The following is a 14,046-nucleotide window of genomic DNA, read 5'->3' as shown; positions in this document are numbered from 1 at the left end:
GACTAATCAAGTGCTGCTTTGAAGCCTAACGTATGCGGCATCCCCTCCATGCAGGAGCACGGCCATGTGGTTGTGCAACGTTTTCGGCGTGTCCTCCAGTCACCGCAGTGCGATCGAAAGCGCCTTCGATCCAGTCGTTTCCGCGGAAAATCGGCCCCGCAACAGTGCCTTGCGCGGATTCTCCAGCTCGCCACGGCGGCAGGCTGGTGGCGCGCCTGCGCAGCGAACTGGACTGCAGGCGCGTTGGGTACGGCATGGAATTATCCCGATCTCGGGAGCAAAAATCCCATGAGTGGGATGGTTCAATCCGAGACGGCCGTCATTGGCGGCGCGGGCAACGTCGGCATGGGCATCGTCGCCGCGTTGCTCGACGCCGGCATGCCAACCGTGGTGATTGGACGCGATGCTGCCAAGCTGGACGCACTGCGCGCGCAGCATGGGCACTCGCCGCTGCTGGACATCGTCCAGGGGTCGGTGGCCGACGATGCGTCTGCGCGCCGCCTGGCCACTGAGCTGGCCCAGCGGCACCGACCGCTGGGCGCGGTAATCGCCAGCCTGGGCAGCCCGCCCAAGGCAGGGCGGCTGTTGGATCGGCCAGTGGCTGCCCTGCGTCGCCGCCTGGAGCGCGACGTGCTGCCGCATCTGGCTGCCGCCCGCCATCTGCTGCCGCTGCTGGCCGAGGCCGACGGCGGCGGTCGCTATCTGCTGCTCGGCAGCCCGTGCGCGCTGCGTGCCTGGTCGGCGCATGGCGATCGTTCGGTTGCGGCCTCCGCCACGCGCATGCTCGCGCAGGTGTTGCACGAGGAAGCCAAGCCGTTGGGCGTCCGCGTGCAGCTGCTCTCGGTCGAGCAGCCGGTCTGCACGCCCGGCCGCGCCAAGGACGCCTGTCCAGAATGGATCCGCGCCGTGGACGTCGGCCGCGCCGCTGTTTCCCTGATTGCCGGGCCTGGCCAGCCCGGACAAGCCATCGTGACCGTGAGTCGTCGCCCACATGCCGCACCGTCGGCGAGCCGGCTGGCCGGTCTGCACGTTTCCATCCCCACCCGAGAGATTTCCCCATGACCACGAACGCCACCCCGTTCCGTTTTCCCTTGCGTACCGTGTTGGCGGGCGCCGTGCTGGCGGTCGTGCTTGCCGGCTGCGGCAGCAAGGCCGCCGAGACCGGCGCACCCCCGCCGCCCAGCGTCAGCGTCGCGCCGGTGTTGATGAAGCAGATCAGCCAGTGGGACGAATTCAGCGGCCGCATCGAGCCGGTGGAAAGCGTCGAACTGCGTCCGCGCGTGTCCGGCTATATCGACAAGGTCAACTACACCGAAGGTGCAGAAGTGAAGAAGGGCGATGTGCTCTTCACCATCGACGAGCGTAGCTACCGCGCCGAGTTTGCGCGTGCCAACGCTTCGCTGGTGCGTGCCCGCACCCAGGCCACATTGGCGCGTAGCGAAGCGGCGCGTGCACGCAAACTGTCCGAGCAGCAGGCCATCTCCACCGAAACCTGGGAGCAACGCCGCGCCGCCGCCGACCAGGCCGACGCCGACCTGCAGGCCGCCCAGGCCGCGGTGGACACCGCCAAGCTCAACCTGGATTGGACGCGCGTACGCGCTCCCATCGATGGCCGCGCCGGGCGTGCGATGGTCACCGCCGGCAACCTGGTCACGGCCGGCGACAGCGCCAGCGTGCTGACCACCCTGGTATCGCTGGACAAGGTGTTCGTCTATTTCGACGCCGACGAAGGCACCTTCCTGCGTTATTCGCAGATGGCCCGCAACGGCGAGCGCCCGGACGAACGTGGCGGCGAGTTGCCGGTGCGGATCGGGCTGGTCGGCGAGCAGGGCTTCCCGCACACCGGACGCGTGGATTTCCTGGACAACCAGGTGACCCGCAGCACCGGCACCATCCGGGTCCGCGCGGTGCTGGACAACGCGCAGCGACAGTTCACGCCAGGCCTGTATGCGCATGTGCAATTGCTGGGCAGCGGCCAGTTCAAGGCGATGCTGGTCGACGAAAAGGCCGTGCTCACCGACCAGGACCGCAAGTACGTGTACGTGGTGGACAAGGACGGCAAGGCGCAACGCCGCGACGTGGAGCTCGGCCGCAATGCCGACGGCCTGCGCATCGTGCGTAGCGGCCTGGCCGCCGGCGACCGCGTGGTGGTCGATGGTGTGCAGAAGATCTTCATGCCCGGCATGCCGGTGGACGCCAAGACCGTGGCCATGGCGCCGGCGACGGACAAGCGCACCGCTTCCAACTAGCGATCGCCACGCGTGTTGCGCGCCGTCGCGCCTGGCTGGCGACGGCGTAACACCTGCAATGGCTGTACTGCTGTATCGCTGCATCGCAGCCCAAGACTGCCGGCCTCGTCACCAGGTCGGCCCGGGCCCGCCGTGCCGCGCCGCCACCCGGCGGCAACCTCTTTCAGGACCATCCCAATGGACTTTTCCCGTTTTTTCATCGACCGGCCGATCTTTGCCGCGGTGCTGTCGATCATCATCTTCGCGGCCGGCCTGATCGCCATGCCGCTTCTGCCGATCAGCGAATACCCCGAAGTGGTGCCGCCGAGCGTGCAGGTGCGCGCGGTGTATCCGGGCGCCAACCCCAAGGTCATTGCCGAAACCGTCGCCACGCCGCTTGAGGAAGCCATCAACGGCGTGGAAAACATGATGTACATGAAGTCGGTGGCCGGCTCGGACGGCGTGCTGGTGGTCACGGTGACCTTCAAGCCCGGCACCGACCCGGACCAGGCGCAGGTGCAGGTGCAGAACCGCGTCAGCCAGGCGCAGGCGCGTCTGCCCGAAGACGTGCGCCGCCAGGGCGTGACCACGCAGAAGCAATCGCCGACGCTGACCATGGTCGTGCATCTGACCTCGCCCAAGGGCAAGTACAACTCGCTGTACCTGAGCAACTACGCCACCTTGAAGGTCAAGGATGAGCTGTCGCGCCTGCCGGGCGTGGGCCAGATCCAGATCTTCGGTGCCGGCGACTACGCCATGCGCATCTGGTTGAACCCGGACAAGGTGGCCGCACGCGGGCTTACCGCCAGCGATGTGGTCGCCGCCATCCGCGAGCAGAACGTGCAGGTCTCCGCCGGCCAGCTCGGCGCAGAACCCATGCCCAACAAGAGCGATTTCCTGCTCTCGATCAATGCGCAAGGCCGCCTCACCACCGAAGAAGAGTTCGGCAACATCGTCATCCGCAGCGGCAACAGCGGCGAGATCGTGCGGCTGAGCGATGTGGCGCGCCTGGAGCTGGGCGCCGGCAACTACACCCTGCGCTCGCAGCTGGATAACCAGAACGCGGTGGGCATGGGCGTGTTCCAGTCGCCCGGTGCCAACGCGATCGAATTGTCCGATGCGGTGCGCGCCAAGATGGCCGAGCTGGAAAAGCAGTTCCCGCAGGATATGGCCTGGTCCGCTGCGTACGACCCGACCGTGTTCGTGCGCGATTCGATCAGCGCGGTGGTGCACACATTGCTGGAAGCGGTGCTGCTGGTGGTGCTGGTGGTGATCCTGTTCCTGCAGACCTGGCGCGCCTCGATCATTCCGTTGCTGGCGGTGCCGGTGTCGGTGGTCGGTACGTTCGCTGCGTTGTACCTGCTGGGCTTTTCGATCAATACGCTGAGCCTGTTCGGTTTGGTGCTGGCGATCGGCATCGTGGTCGACGACGCGATCGTGGTGGTGGAAAACGTCGAGCGCAACATCGAAGAAGGGCTGAGCCCGCTGGCGGCGGCGCATCAGGCCATGCGCGAAGTGTCCGGGCCGATCATCGCCATCGCGTTGGTGCTGTGCGCGGTGTTCGTGCCGATGGCGTTCCTGTCGGGTGTGACCGGCCAGTTCTACAAGCAGTTCGCGGTGACCATCGCCATTTCCACGGTGATTTCGGCGATCAACTCGCTGACCCTGTCGCCGGCGTTGGCGGCGATGTTGCTCAAGTCGCACGACGCGCCCAAGGATGGCCCGTCGCGGTTGATCGACCGTCTGTTCGGCTGGTTGTTCCGCCCGTTCAACCGTTTCTTCAACACCAGCTCGCACAAGTACCAAGGTGCGGTGTCGCGTGCGCTGGGCAAGCGGGGTGCGGTGTTCGTGGTCTACCTGCTGCTGCTGGTCGGTACCGGTTTCATGTTCAAGCTGGTGCCGGGTGGCTTCATTCCGACCCAGGACAAGCTCTATCTGATTGCGGGCACCAAGCTGCCGGAAGGCTCGTCGCTGGAGCGCACCAATGAGGTGATCCGCCAGATCACCCAGATCGCGCTGCAGACTGACGGTGTGGATCATGCAATCGCGTTCCCCGGCCTGAATCCGCTGCAGTTCACCAATACGCCCAATACCGGCACGGTGTTCCTGACGCTCAAGCCGTTCAGTCAGCGCAGCCGCACCGCCGCGCAGATCAATGCGGAAATCAACGCACGCATCAGCCAGATCCAGCAGGGCTTCGCGTTCGCCTTCATGCCGCCACCGATTCTTGGCTTGGGCCAGGGCTCGGGCTACTCGCTGTACATCCAGGACCGTGCCGGCCTGGGCTATGGCCAGTTGCAGAGTGCGGTGAATGCGATGTCCGGTGCGATCTCGCAAACGCCGGGCATGCAGTTCCCGATCGGTACTTATCAGGCCAACGTGCCGCAGCTCGACGCCAAGGTCGACCGCGACAAGGCCAAGGCGCAGGGCGTGCCGCTGACCAATCTGTTCGACACGCTGCAGACCTATCTGGGTTCGTCCTACATCAACGACTTCAATCGCTTCGGTCGCACCTATCAGGTGATCGCCCAGGCCGATGGACAGTTCCGCGATAGCGTGGAAGACATCGCCAACCTGCGCACGCGCAACGCCAACGGCGACATGGTGCCGATCGGCAGTATGGTCACGCTGGGCCAGACCTACGGCCCGGACCCGGTGATCCGTTACAACGGCTACCCGGCGGCCGACCTCATCGGCGAAGCGGACCCGCGCGTGCTGTCGTCCACCGAGGCCATGCAGAAGCTGTCCAGCATGGCGCCGCAGGTGCTGCCCAACGGCATGAACATCGAGTGGACCGACCTGAGCTATCAGCAGTCCACGCAAGGCAACTCGGCATTGATCGTGTTCCCGATGGCAGTGTTGCTGGCGTTCCTGGTGCTGGCTGCGCTGTACGAAAGCTGGACCCTACCGCTGGCGGTGATCCTGATCGTGCCGATGACCTTGCTGTCTGCGTTGTTCGGTGTGTGGCTCACCGGCGGCGACAACAATGTGTTCGTGCAGGTGGGTCTGGTGGTGTTGATGGGCCTGGCGTGCAAGAACGCGATCCTGATCGTGGAGTTCGCCCGCGAACTGGAAATGCACGGCAAGGGCATCGTCGAAGCCGCACTGGAAGCCTGCCGCCTGCGCCTGCGTCCGATCGTGATGACCTCCATCGCCTTCATCGCCGGCACCGTGCCGTTGTTGTTCGGCCATGGTGCTGGCGCCGAAGTGCGCTCGGTCACCGGTATCACGGTGTTCGCCGGCATGCTCGGTGTGACCTTGTTCGGCCTGTTCCTGACTCCGGTGTTCTACGTGGCGCTGCGCAAGTGGGTGACCCGTCGCGGGCCCGCGACACCGCCCGCAGTTGCGCACGATCACGCGCACGTCAACGCCTAAGCGCGTTGTTTCCCCCTGCATACATTCGAAGGATTTACACATGAGCAACACCAAGATCGCATTGGTCACCGGCGCAACCCGCGGCATCGGCCTGGAGACCGTTCGGCAATTGGCCACCGCCGGCGTGCACACGCTGCTGGCCGGCCGCAAGCGCGACGACGCCGTGGCCGCCGCACTGAAATTGCAGGCCGAAGGCCTGCCGGTGGAGGCCATCCAGCTCGACGTCAACGACGACATCAGCATCGCCGCCGCGGTGGGCACGGTGGAGCAGCGCCATGGCCATCTGGACATCCTGATCAACAACGCCGGCATCATGATCGAGGACATGCAGCGCGCCCCGTCGCAGCAGAGCCTGGAGGTGTGGAAGCGTACCTTCGACACCAACTTGTTCGCAGTCGTCGAGGTGACCAAGGCCTTCCTGCCGCTGCTGCGTCGCTCGCTGGCCGGGCGCATCGTCAACGTGTCGAGCATCCTCGGGTCGCTGACCTTGCACAGCCAGCCCGGCTCGCCGATCTACGACTTCAAGATTCCTGCCTACGACGCTTCCAAGAGCGCGTTGAACAGCTGGACGGTGCATCTGGCCTATGAGTTGCGCGACACCGCCATCAAGGTCAATACGGTGCATCCGGGTTACGTCAAGACCGACATGAACGGTGGCGGCGGCGAAATCGAAGTGGAGCAGGGTGCGCATAGCAGCGTGCAGATGGCGTTGTTGGATGCACACGGCGCCACCGGCAGCTTTACCCATCTGGGAGAGGTGTTGCCATGGTAAGAAACGTCCTGAGTGTGGCCCTGGCCGCGCTTGTGCTCAGCGGTTGCGCGGTCGGGCCGGATTACCGTCCCGATCCGCCGGCGGCGGTGACGCTGCAGGGCGCGCAAGACCCGGCATACAGCGCACAGTCGCCGGTGGGCAACTGGTGGTCGCAGTTCGACGACCCGGTGCTGGAGCAGTTGGTGCGCGACGCCTTGTTCGCCAACCACGACCTGCGCATCGCCGTGGCGCGCGTCAAGCAGGCGCGCGCGGTGTTCGTCGAGCGTCGTCTGGATCAGGCGCCGCATATCACTGCGCAGGGCAGCTTCGATCGCCGCGAACAGCAGCAGGTGATCGCCGGCAATCAGCGCTTTCTGACCGAGCAGACCACGCTCGGTCTGGATGCGGCCTGGGAGCTGGACCTGTTCGGCCGTCAGCGGCGTGCATCGGAGGCCGCGCGTGCCGACCTGGATGCCGAGCAGGCCAACCTACAGGACGTGCAGGTCACCGTTGCTGCCGAAGTGGCGCGCAACTATTTCGAACTGCGCGGTACCCAGAAGCGGCTGGATGTCTCCAAGCGCACGCTCACCAACCTGCGCGACACCCAGAAGCTGACGCAGACGCGTTGGGATCTGGGGGCCGGCAGCGAGCTGGATGTGCAGAGCAGCCTGGCGCGGTTGAAGGCGATCGAAGCGGATATTCCGCTGCTGGAAACCGCCGAGGCGCAATATCGCCATCGTCTGGCTGTGTTGCTGGGTCAGCAACCCGATGCCTTGGATGCCACCTTGGCCGCGCGCGAGATGCCGGCGTTCGCGCGCCCGCTGCCGCTGGGCGATACCGCCGGCTTGCTGCGTCAGCGTCCGGATGTGCGCGGCGCCGAGCGCCGGCTGGCGGCAGCCACCGCGCAAGTGGGCGTGGCCACTGCCGACCTGTTTCCGCGCATCAGCGTGAGCGGGTTCGTCGGCTTCCTGACCGGCGACGCGGCCAGGTTGACCGAAGGCAACGCCAAGGCCTGGTCGGTCACCCCGTCGATCAGCTGGGCCGCCTTCGATTTCGGCACCGTGCGTGCGCGCTTGCGTGCCAGCAAGGCGCAGGCCGAAGGCGCGTTGGCGCAGTATCAGCAAACCGTACTGATGGCGCTGGAAGACACCGAAAACGCGTTGATCGGCTATGGCCGCCAGCAGGCGCGTCTGGCCATCGTGGTGGAGCAGGCCAATGCCGCGCGGCGTGCCGAGCAGCTGGCGCAGATCCGCTACCGCGAGGGCTCGGAAGACTTCCTCACCCTGCTGGATGCGCAGCGCACCCAACTGGCTGCCGACGATGCGTTGGCGCAGGCCGAAGCGGCAGTGAATGTCGGCGTGGTCGGCGTGTACAAGGCGCTCGGTGGTTGGAAGCAGGACCAAGCACCCGCTGCACCGGTGGCCGTGGTCAATCGTTGAGCGATGCGTGCGGGGCGGCCAGTGGGTCGTCCCGCAGTTCTGGCTGCAGCGTCAGAGCTAAGCGGGGCGGTCGAACGTGTGCGGCTGATGGCTGGCGATGCTGGCCATGCATCCGACGCCATCAGTGCGCGCACCTCGGCTGACAGGCGCGCTACCGGCGCTTTCGTCAACCCCATCGCATTCGCGACCAATGCGTAACCCATCCGCCAGGTGCGTGTGCCTACGCAGACCCGGACGCTTACATGCCGCCAGGCGCTTATTCGGCAACCCGCACGCTGTCGCGTCCGCCGTTCTTGGCCAGATACAGCGCCGCATCGGCACGCGAAAACCAGTCCTGCCAATGCGTTTCGCCATCGTGGCGCGCCGCGCCCAACGAGACGGTGATGCGCCCGCCGGGTCCGCGCAAGCCGTTGCGTATTACCTTGCGCAAGCGTTCGGTGGCCGCTTCCAGTTCGGCCAGCGAACCGGCACGCAGCAGCACCACGAATTCTTCGCCGCCAAAACGGAAGACCTGGTGCGGTTCGCGTACTTCGAAGCGCAGGATGGTAGCCAGATCCGAGAGCGCCGCATCGCCGGCGGCATGCCCGTACAGATCGTTGACCTCCTTGAAGTGATCCAGATCCAGGATGATCAGGCTGTTGAGCCGGTCGTGCGGTTGGCGTTGATCGATCTGGTGGGTCAGCGCACGTTCCAGCATGCGACGGTTGGGCAAGCCGGTCAGCGCATCCAGCGAGGCCAGTTCTTCCAGGTGCACGCGGTCGTCCTGCATCCGCAGCGAAAACGCGTAGCCCACCGCCAGCGTCACCAGCGTCACCACGATCGTCGACACGCCCTGGCCAGGGCTGGTAATCAAGCCTGGCAAGAACAACAAGGCGGCCAGCAGCGGCAAGCTCAACAACACCGCGCGTCGCGGCCCGCACAGGAAATAATTGGTGGCCAGCACCGGGAACAGCCAGGGCAGGGCGCCGTCGCCACCGGTCCAGCACGCCACCAGGCACCCGCCGACGTTGATCGACGCCAGCCACACGCCGCCGGCGCCGGTGTCTTCGGCACTGCGCATCTGCCAGCCGCGCCATACCGCGAGCACGCCCAGCGCGGCGGTGACCAGGCACGCAACTACCTGACCGGTCATGGCCAGATACACCGCATAGAGGCAAAGCAACAGCGCGGTGATTGGCCCGAGCATCTTGACGATGCCGAGTCGAAAATCCCGCCGCAGGTGGAGGATCACAGGGAAGGTTCGATAGGAGTCGGCATCATTATCGGCGGAGTGCGGTCAAAGTTGAGCGTGCCTTCATCGCCGCAACGGGTAGGAAAGTGAAGCGTTGCAGCGCAAGGCTTCGCACATCCTTGACGGCGCTGCCGCAAACGTATCGTTTTGGTTGTCGGAGTCTGCCATGCCCACCCGCGAAGAACTGGCCACGCGCCTGGACGCCTTGCAGGAAGAGTTGCCCAAGTTGTCGGCAGATGAAGATGCGGATTTCGACTACCTGGATTTTCAGGCGCGTGCCGAAGCGATCCTGAGTAGCGCCGCGCAGGACGATGCCGTCTATGTGCGCACGCGTATCGACGGCATGCTGGCCGGTGCGGGCCTGATCCCCACCGACGACGCGGGCCACGCCTGCGGCTGAGGCCTCGTCTTGGCATGAGCGCATCTGCTTGAGCGTTTGTCGCTGCAATGCGCGCGCCGGCGAATGATCCGAGCATCTTCGTTAGGCGCTCGCACCCGGGTTAGCCAAGCGCGCGCGATGCGGATCTGAGCGTCGACTGCGCGACACAGGCCTCTGCGACAGACCGCAGCAGCACGCCCGGCTGCTTGCGTTCAGGCCACGGATGCAAGCCCATCCGCGCTCACGACCTGATTGCGGCCACCCTGTTTGGCGCGATACAGCGCCGCGTCCGCCCGTTGCAGCAACGAGGCCACGGTGCTGGCGTGAGCGGGAAAGCTGGCCGCGCCGAACGAGGCGGTGACCTTCGGCAGACAGACGCCATCGCCCATGACCTGCAGGGCCTCGATGCCGGCGCGCAATTTCTCCGCCATCATGCACGCGGTTGGCAGATCGACTTCGGGCAGGATGATCGTCAATTCTTCGCCGCCGTACCGGCAGCAGATGTCTTCGCCACGCGTCTGCGCCAGCAACAATTCGCCAATGGCCGCCAGCACGCGGTCGCCGCCGCTGTGCCCGTGCAGGTCGTTGAACCGCTTGAAGTGATCCACATCCAGCATCAGCACCGACAAGGGCAGCTCGCGGCGCGTGCAGCGCGCCAATTCGTGACTGAGGGTTTCTTCCAGATAGCGGCGGTTGTACAGGCCTGTCAGCGGGTCGCGGATCGATTGCTGGCGCAGCGTTTCGCGCAGGCGCAGGTTGTGCAGCGCCAAGGAGAGTTGTTCCGCTGCCGCCTCGGCCACGGTCAACGAGGCAAGATCGTCAGGGTCTTCGCTACGCAATGCCAGCATTCCCAACTGCGTGCCCTGCGCCGATAGCGGAATACAGGCCGTGGCCGCATGCGCCGGAAGGTTGACGCCGGCATGCTGGCACAGCATGCCCTGGCCGGCGTCCATCACCACATGGGTGCGGTCGCGGCGCAGCGCCCAGCAGTTATCCGGCGCGATGCTGGCACTGGCGTCGTCTGCCATCTCGCCCCAGGCGACCACCTGTTCGGCGCGATCGCGCGAGGCGCGTAGCAAGTAGACCGCGCCGGCAGCACCGGGAATCAGCGGTGCAATCGTGCGTGCAGTGATTTCCAGCGCTTCTTCGGCATCGCGGCAGTTCTGCAGCAACCCGGAGTAGCGTGCCAGCGCCTCCAGGCCAGCGGAGGTGCGTTCGAGTGCGGAAAACGACTCGATCAGGCGCTCGCTGGTCCGGCTGGCGTCGTCTTCGGCACGCGTACGCCGTTCCAGCTCGCGCGACAACAAGCGGTAGGCCAGCAGCATCACCAGCAAGCCACTGGCAATGCCGATCACGGTCACCCACAGCACCCACTGTGCGCTGCGGGTGGTGGCTGCGTTGCGCCGGATCAGTTGCTGCCGCTCCAGCTCCGTCATGGTCTGCACCTGGCGGCGCAGCGATGAAGAGGTCTGGAACACCCCGCGCGCGATGGCAGCACGCGCGCCATCCAGGCCTTGCTTGCGATAGCTATGCAATAACTCGTCGATCTGCACCAGGCGCGCGTCCACCAAACGGCTCAGCACGACCACATTGCGCCGCTGCGTCGGGTTGTCCTGCACCAGGGCGTCCAGCCGCACGATGCGCTCGGGCAGGCGGCCGATCGCATCGGCATACACGCCCAGAAAGGCCTCGTTGTCGGTCAAGACATAACCGCGCGCCGACGATTCCGCCGACAGCATGCCCGCCTGGATCTCGTCGATGCTGGCAATCACTTCCTGCGTGTGCGTCACCCAGCCGGCGTCCGACAGCGAACGCTGCGTCGTGAGATACCCGCCCACGCCGATCAGGACAAAGATCAGCCCGCCCACCAGCAAGGCCCCGGCAGCGCGACGTTTGGTTCTTTTGGTCAACACCGCGTTTCCCCGGCACGATTGTCTGGTCGAGGCCGATGCAAGCCGCGTGCCTACGCTCCACTTCGCTTGCCGAGTCAGCTGGCAGACGGCACATCGCCCCCGGCCGTAGCGTCGTGGCGGTATGCTGGCAAGCAGTCACCGAAAAGGGCGCCCGTTGGTCATTTTTCTAGGCAATTACCAGCTCACCTGTCATGCCGCCAAAGGCGATACCCCCGCCCATGGCTGGGTGGCCGGCTGGGATATCGCGCAGATCGGCATCGGCCGCGGCGCGAACTTGGCAGGCGCTGCGCTGTCGTCGACCTTTCCCGACCATCGTAGCGCCATGGCAGCCGCCCGCATTGCCGGCATGGTCACGCTGGAAGCCATGCACGCCAAGGCGCAAGAGCAGCGCGAGTACGCCTGAGCGACAGGGTCTGACGGCTGGCACGCGATTTGCTCTGGTCTGACCAGGGCGCCGTGGAGCGTTTCTGGAGCAAGTGCAATGGAAGAGCCCAATAAAAGCGCACTGGCGTTGCTGCAACACGAAGCCAGCGCGTTGTTGGCCTTGTTCGATCAACTCCGCGGCGACGCCGCCCCGCGGTGTGCAACTGCCGACGACTTGGCAGGCGCCCTGGTTCGTCGCGATGAGCACGAACATGCCGCGCGCGTCACTAACTGACGCAGTGCGTGCAGTCTGCATCGGTCCTTCGCAATCTCCAAAGCCTGGACCTCTGCATCGGGGAATCCCGGCCTTGGCCGTTTTGGTCATGAGTCCTTCCCCAAGTTCCATGGCAATGTCCATAAAGAGAACGCGCTCGCCTGGGGATCCGACGGTCAGCTGATCCATGGGTGTGTCATAGATCGTGGGGTACTCCATGGAGCCAAGCACGGCGCAGTGGGGGTTTCGCCAATGCGAGACTCTGAGCAGGTAGCTCTCTTCCACCGAGCGGCTGATCGTCTCCCCTAGGGTCGCTCGTCATCCGCCCAAACGGGCCGACTCCCTCGTGTAGAGGCCCCGGCGACGCAGCAAACAGCGCAGAGTGTCCGGGATCATGGAGGTCAAGCGCGCATTGCGCAGTGCACGCGCACAAGCGGCATGGCCGAAGAATAATTCGTCGCCTCCATCGCCTGTCAGCATGTGACTGACGTGACGGCGAGCGGAGCCTGCTGCAAGCAGCGTCGCAATCTGGGACGAGTCAGCAAAAGGTTCGCAAAACGCCTCCGATATCTCCGGCAGAATGGCCATGGCCTGCTCATCGCTGATGCGTTGTTGGAATGCCGCGTACCGAGATGGCTCGCGACCTTCTGCGCCCAATGCATTTCGTCGTGATCGGCATCCTCAAATCCGATGGTCACGGTATCGACAGGCGTTGAGCGTTGCGACTGCAGGAGGGACGTGATGAGGCTGGAATCGGTTCCTCCCGACAGGAATGAACCAGTCTTGCGATCGCCGACGCGGTCAACCGCCATCGAGAGCGCATCCTGCAGGCGGCTGATCGTACGCTCTTCGGCGACATGCTCTCTTGCTTGGATCAAGTTGCTGACATTGCTTTTTGCATGCCAGTGGCGCGATCCCACGTTAGGGTCGTGATGAGGCGCACCGCGTTCCACATCCAGCGTGCTGAAAACTTGAATGGTTCCTGCCGGTAGTTTGAAGATGCCTCGATGGATGCTGTAGGGCGATGGAATGTAGCCGTATCGCAGCAGAGTGTCAGCGCATTCCGATCTAGCGAGTTGCTAAAGCCGTGACACGAAGCGATTGCTTTGAGTTTAGAAGCAAACACAAAACCCTGATGTGTCCAGCCATAGTACAGGCTGCATTGACCGATGCGGTCGCGCACTAGCGACAGCGTGTGTGATCGACGATCAAGGATGGCCAGGCAGAAGCTGCCATCGATGAGCTCTAGGGTTCGCCGGAGCCCAAGCGACTGAATGCGTTGCGCGATCCTTGCGGCAGAGGTGTCGCTCTCACAAGCCTCTGGAGTCCTGTAAAGCGGCGCGAGGCCATTGGCGCGTCCAGCGAAGGCAACAAGATAACGACCATCGGCAGAAAAGCCCATGCGAGACCCCGGAGTGCCAGAGCTCCCGCGTGCGGCAAGTACCAGGGATGCGTCAACAACGGTTGCCACACACGCTTTATCTCCCCGGTGCTTCATCACAGCAACCATCGCACTCCCAAGTCGTCTTCGCTTGCCGCTGTCTTTGTGAGAATTTGGTTCCAATCACAATCCACAGATGTCCGACATCTGACCCGTCCGCCCTTGACCATAGAGAGGTGCACTGGGCCGGGCAACGCGACTTGCTGGCGACGTCGTTCCCGATCCGGTGCGGCGCGCATGGTGGGCTGGCCGTATCTGAATTCCGCCTGGAAATCGATCAAGGAACGGTTGAGAGGGCTCTGTTTTTTTGAGCGCTTTGCATCAATGTCGCTCCGGTGCGCTGCGTCATGTCGAGCGCGTGGATGGCCGCGTGCAACCAGGCGCAGGGATGACTCGAACAGGTGGCAGATGGCGCTGGCCCTATCGATCTTTCGACCGCCACGCCGCCGGCAGCCAATATCTGCCCCTATGCGGAGATCGTGGCGGACAAGGCGCGCAGGCATCGGCTGATCGAAGTCGATACCGGGATATCGGCCCGCTTGCCGGCGCTGGCGGAGTCCGAACGCAGCGTTGGCGCGGCCTATCGCAACGTGGGTGAGGGCATTGTGGGGGTGTCGACGTTGGCCATCCACTGCATGCCCCCAAAAGTACC

At 64.7% G+C, this 14,046-nt stretch carries 14 protein-coding genes; 9 read left to right on the top strand and 5 right to left on the bottom strand.

Annotation, left to right across the window (positions count from 1 at the left end; all coding sequences use genetic code 11):
- Nucleotides 1-64 precede the first annotated feature (64 nt).
- The 6 genes from EO156_RS19215 (at nucleotide 65) to EO156_RS19190 (ending at nucleotide 7,793) form a co-directional block, all read left to right on the top strand.
- A complete protein-coding gene (locus EO156_RS19215; protein WP_026007066.1) occupies nucleotides 65-292 on the top strand; it encodes a hypothetical protein in 228 nt (75 codons plus the stop codon).
- Complete coding sequence (locus EO156_RS19210; protein ID WP_029828492.1) at nucleotides 289-1,062, top strand: SDR family NAD(P)-dependent oxidoreductase; 774 nt, start codon at nucleotides 289-291, stop codon at nucleotides 1,060-1,062. Before EO156_RS19215 ends, EO156_RS19210 begins: the two co-directional genes overlap by 4 nt.
- Complete coding sequence (locus EO156_RS19205; RefSeq protein ID WP_003483596.1) at nucleotides 1,059-2,249, top strand: efflux RND transporter periplasmic adaptor subunit; 1,191 nt, start codon at nucleotides 1,059-1,061, stop codon at nucleotides 2,247-2,249. Before EO156_RS19210 ends, EO156_RS19205 begins: the two co-directional genes overlap by 4 nt.
- Before the next feature lie 177 nt (nucleotides 2,250-2,426).
- Entirely contained in the window at nucleotides 2,427-5,603 is a 3,177-nt protein-coding gene (locus tag EO156_RS19200) for an efflux RND transporter permease subunit (RefSeq protein ID WP_016850398.1), read from the top strand.
- Between the two features lie 40 nt (nucleotides 5,604-5,643).
- Nucleotides 5,644-6,375 carry an SDR family oxidoreductase gene (locus EO156_RS19195; RefSeq protein WP_003483598.1) on the top strand — a complete coding sequence of 244 codons (732 nt, stop codon included), beginning with the start codon at nucleotides 5,644-5,646 and terminating at the stop codon, nucleotides 6,373-6,375.
- A complete protein-coding gene (locus tag EO156_RS19190) occupies nucleotides 6,369-7,793 on the top strand; it encodes an efflux transporter outer membrane subunit (protein WP_029828494.1) in 1,425 nt (474 codons plus the stop codon). Before EO156_RS19195 ends, EO156_RS19190 begins: the two co-directional genes overlap by 7 nt.
- Before the next feature lie 256 nt (nucleotides 7,794-8,049).
- On the opposite strand, the gene EO156_RS19185 is transcribed toward EO156_RS19190, so the two are convergent.
- Entirely contained in the window at nucleotides 8,050-9,024 is a 975-nt protein-coding gene (locus EO156_RS19185; RefSeq protein ID WP_005919921.1) for a GGDEF domain-containing protein, read from the bottom strand.
- 94 nt (nucleotides 9,025-9,118) lie between these two features.
- Here EO156_RS19185 and EO156_RS19180 point away from each other — a divergent pair, with 94 nt between their 5' ends.
- A complete protein-coding gene (locus EO156_RS19180; RefSeq protein WP_005925673.1) occupies nucleotides 9,119-9,424 on the top strand; it encodes a hypothetical protein in 306 nt (101 codons plus the stop codon).
- A 191-nt stretch (nucleotides 9,425-9,615) separates the two neighbouring features.
- Here EO156_RS19180 and EO156_RS19175 read toward each other — a convergent pair whose 3' ends face one another.
- Complete coding sequence (locus EO156_RS19175) at nucleotides 9,616-11,271, bottom strand: diguanylate cyclase (RefSeq protein WP_033482736.1); 1,656 nt, start codon at nucleotides 11,269-11,271, stop codon at nucleotides 9,616-9,618.
- Nucleotides 11,272-11,470: 199 nt separating this feature from the next.
- Here EO156_RS19175 and EO156_RS24465 point away from each other — a divergent pair, with 199 nt between their 5' ends.
- Both EO156_RS24465 and EO156_RS24460 read left to right on the top strand, forming a co-directional pair.
- Nucleotides 11,471-11,719 carry a hypothetical protein gene (locus EO156_RS24465; RefSeq protein WP_003483612.1) on the top strand — a complete coding sequence of 83 codons (249 nt, stop codon included), beginning with the start codon at nucleotides 11,471-11,473 and terminating at the stop codon, nucleotides 11,717-11,719.
- A 78-nt stretch (nucleotides 11,720-11,797) separates the two neighbouring features.
- On the top strand, nucleotides 11,798-11,974 hold the full coding sequence (locus EO156_RS24460) for a hypothetical protein (protein WP_003483614.1): 177 nt from the start codon (nucleotides 11,798-11,800) through the stop codon (nucleotides 11,972-11,974).
- A 297-nt stretch (nucleotides 11,975-12,271) separates the two neighbouring features.
- Here EO156_RS24460 and EO156_RS24575 read toward each other — a convergent pair whose 3' ends face one another.
- From EO156_RS24575 to EO156_RS19160, 3 genes are all read right to left on the bottom strand, one after another.
- Nucleotides 12,272-12,541, bottom strand: coding sequence for an asparagine synthase-related protein (locus tag EO156_RS24575; RefSeq protein WP_250645243.1), 270 nt, complete (start codon nucleotides 12,539-12,541; stop codon nucleotides 12,272-12,274).
- Nucleotides 12,427-12,765, bottom strand: a complete 339-nt coding sequence (locus tag EO156_RS24455; RefSeq protein WP_250645244.1) for an asparagine synthase-related protein — start codon at nucleotides 12,763-12,765, stop codon at nucleotides 12,427-12,429. The genes EO156_RS24575 and EO156_RS24455 overlap by 115 nt, the downstream gene beginning before the upstream one ends.
- A 62-nt stretch (nucleotides 12,766-12,827) precedes the next feature.
- The gene (locus EO156_RS19160; protein WP_157382210.1) at nucleotides 12,828-13,355 is read right to left on the bottom strand and encodes a hypothetical protein; all 528 of its coding nucleotides are present in this window, start codon (nucleotides 13,353-13,355) and stop codon (nucleotides 12,828-12,830) included.
- Nucleotides 13,356-14,046 lie beyond the last annotated feature (691 nt).

Origin of the sequence: Xanthomonas sp. DAR33341 (assembly GCF_003992815.1) — a bacterium.
Taxonomy (GTDB): Bacteria; Pseudomonadota; Gammaproteobacteria; order Xanthomonadales; family Xanthomonadaceae; genus Xanthomonas; species Xanthomonas cissicola.
Note: the sequence above shows the minus strand (reverse complement) of the source record. Positions and strands in the feature narration are given on the sequence as shown.

Excerpts from the sequence above, each read along its gene's own strand:
- EO156_RS19215 (WP_026007066.1), top strand. The coding sequence starts at position 65 with ATGTGGTTGTGCAACGTTTTCGGCGTGTCCTCCAGTCACCGCAGTGCG.
- EO156_RS19210 (WP_029828492.1), top strand. The coding sequence starts at position 289 with ATGAGTGGGATGGTTCAATCCGAGACGGCCGTCATTGGCGGCGCGGGC.
- EO156_RS19205 (WP_003483596.1), top strand. The coding sequence starts at position 1,059 with ATGACCACGAACGCCACCCCGTTCCGTTTTCCCTTGCGTACCGTGTTG.
- EO156_RS19200 (WP_016850398.1), top strand. The coding sequence starts at position 2,427 with ATGGACTTTTCCCGTTTTTTCATCGACCGGCCGATCTTTGCCGCGGTG.
- EO156_RS19195 (WP_003483598.1), top strand. The coding sequence starts at position 5,644 with ATGAGCAACACCAAGATCGCATTGGTCACCGGCGCAACCCGCGGCATC.
- EO156_RS19190 (WP_029828494.1), top strand. The coding sequence starts at position 6,369 with ATGGTAAGAAACGTCCTGAGTGTGGCCCTGGCCGCGCTTGTGCTCAGC.
- EO156_RS24460 (WP_003483614.1), top strand. The coding sequence starts at position 11,798 with ATGGAAGAGCCCAATAAAAGCGCACTGGCGTTGCTGCAACACGAAGCC.
- EO156_RS24575 (WP_250645243.1), bottom strand. The coding sequence starts at position 12,541 with ATGGCCATTCTGCCGGAGATATCGGAGGCGTTTTGCGAACCTTTTGCT.
- EO156_RS24455 (WP_250645244.1), bottom strand. The coding sequence starts at position 12,765 with ATGGCGGTTGACCGCGTCGGCGATCGCAAGACTGGTTCATTCCTGTCG.
- EO156_RS19160 (WP_157382210.1), bottom strand. The coding sequence starts at position 13,355 with ATGGGCTTTTCTGCCGATGGTCGTTATCTTGTTGCCTTCGCTGGACGC.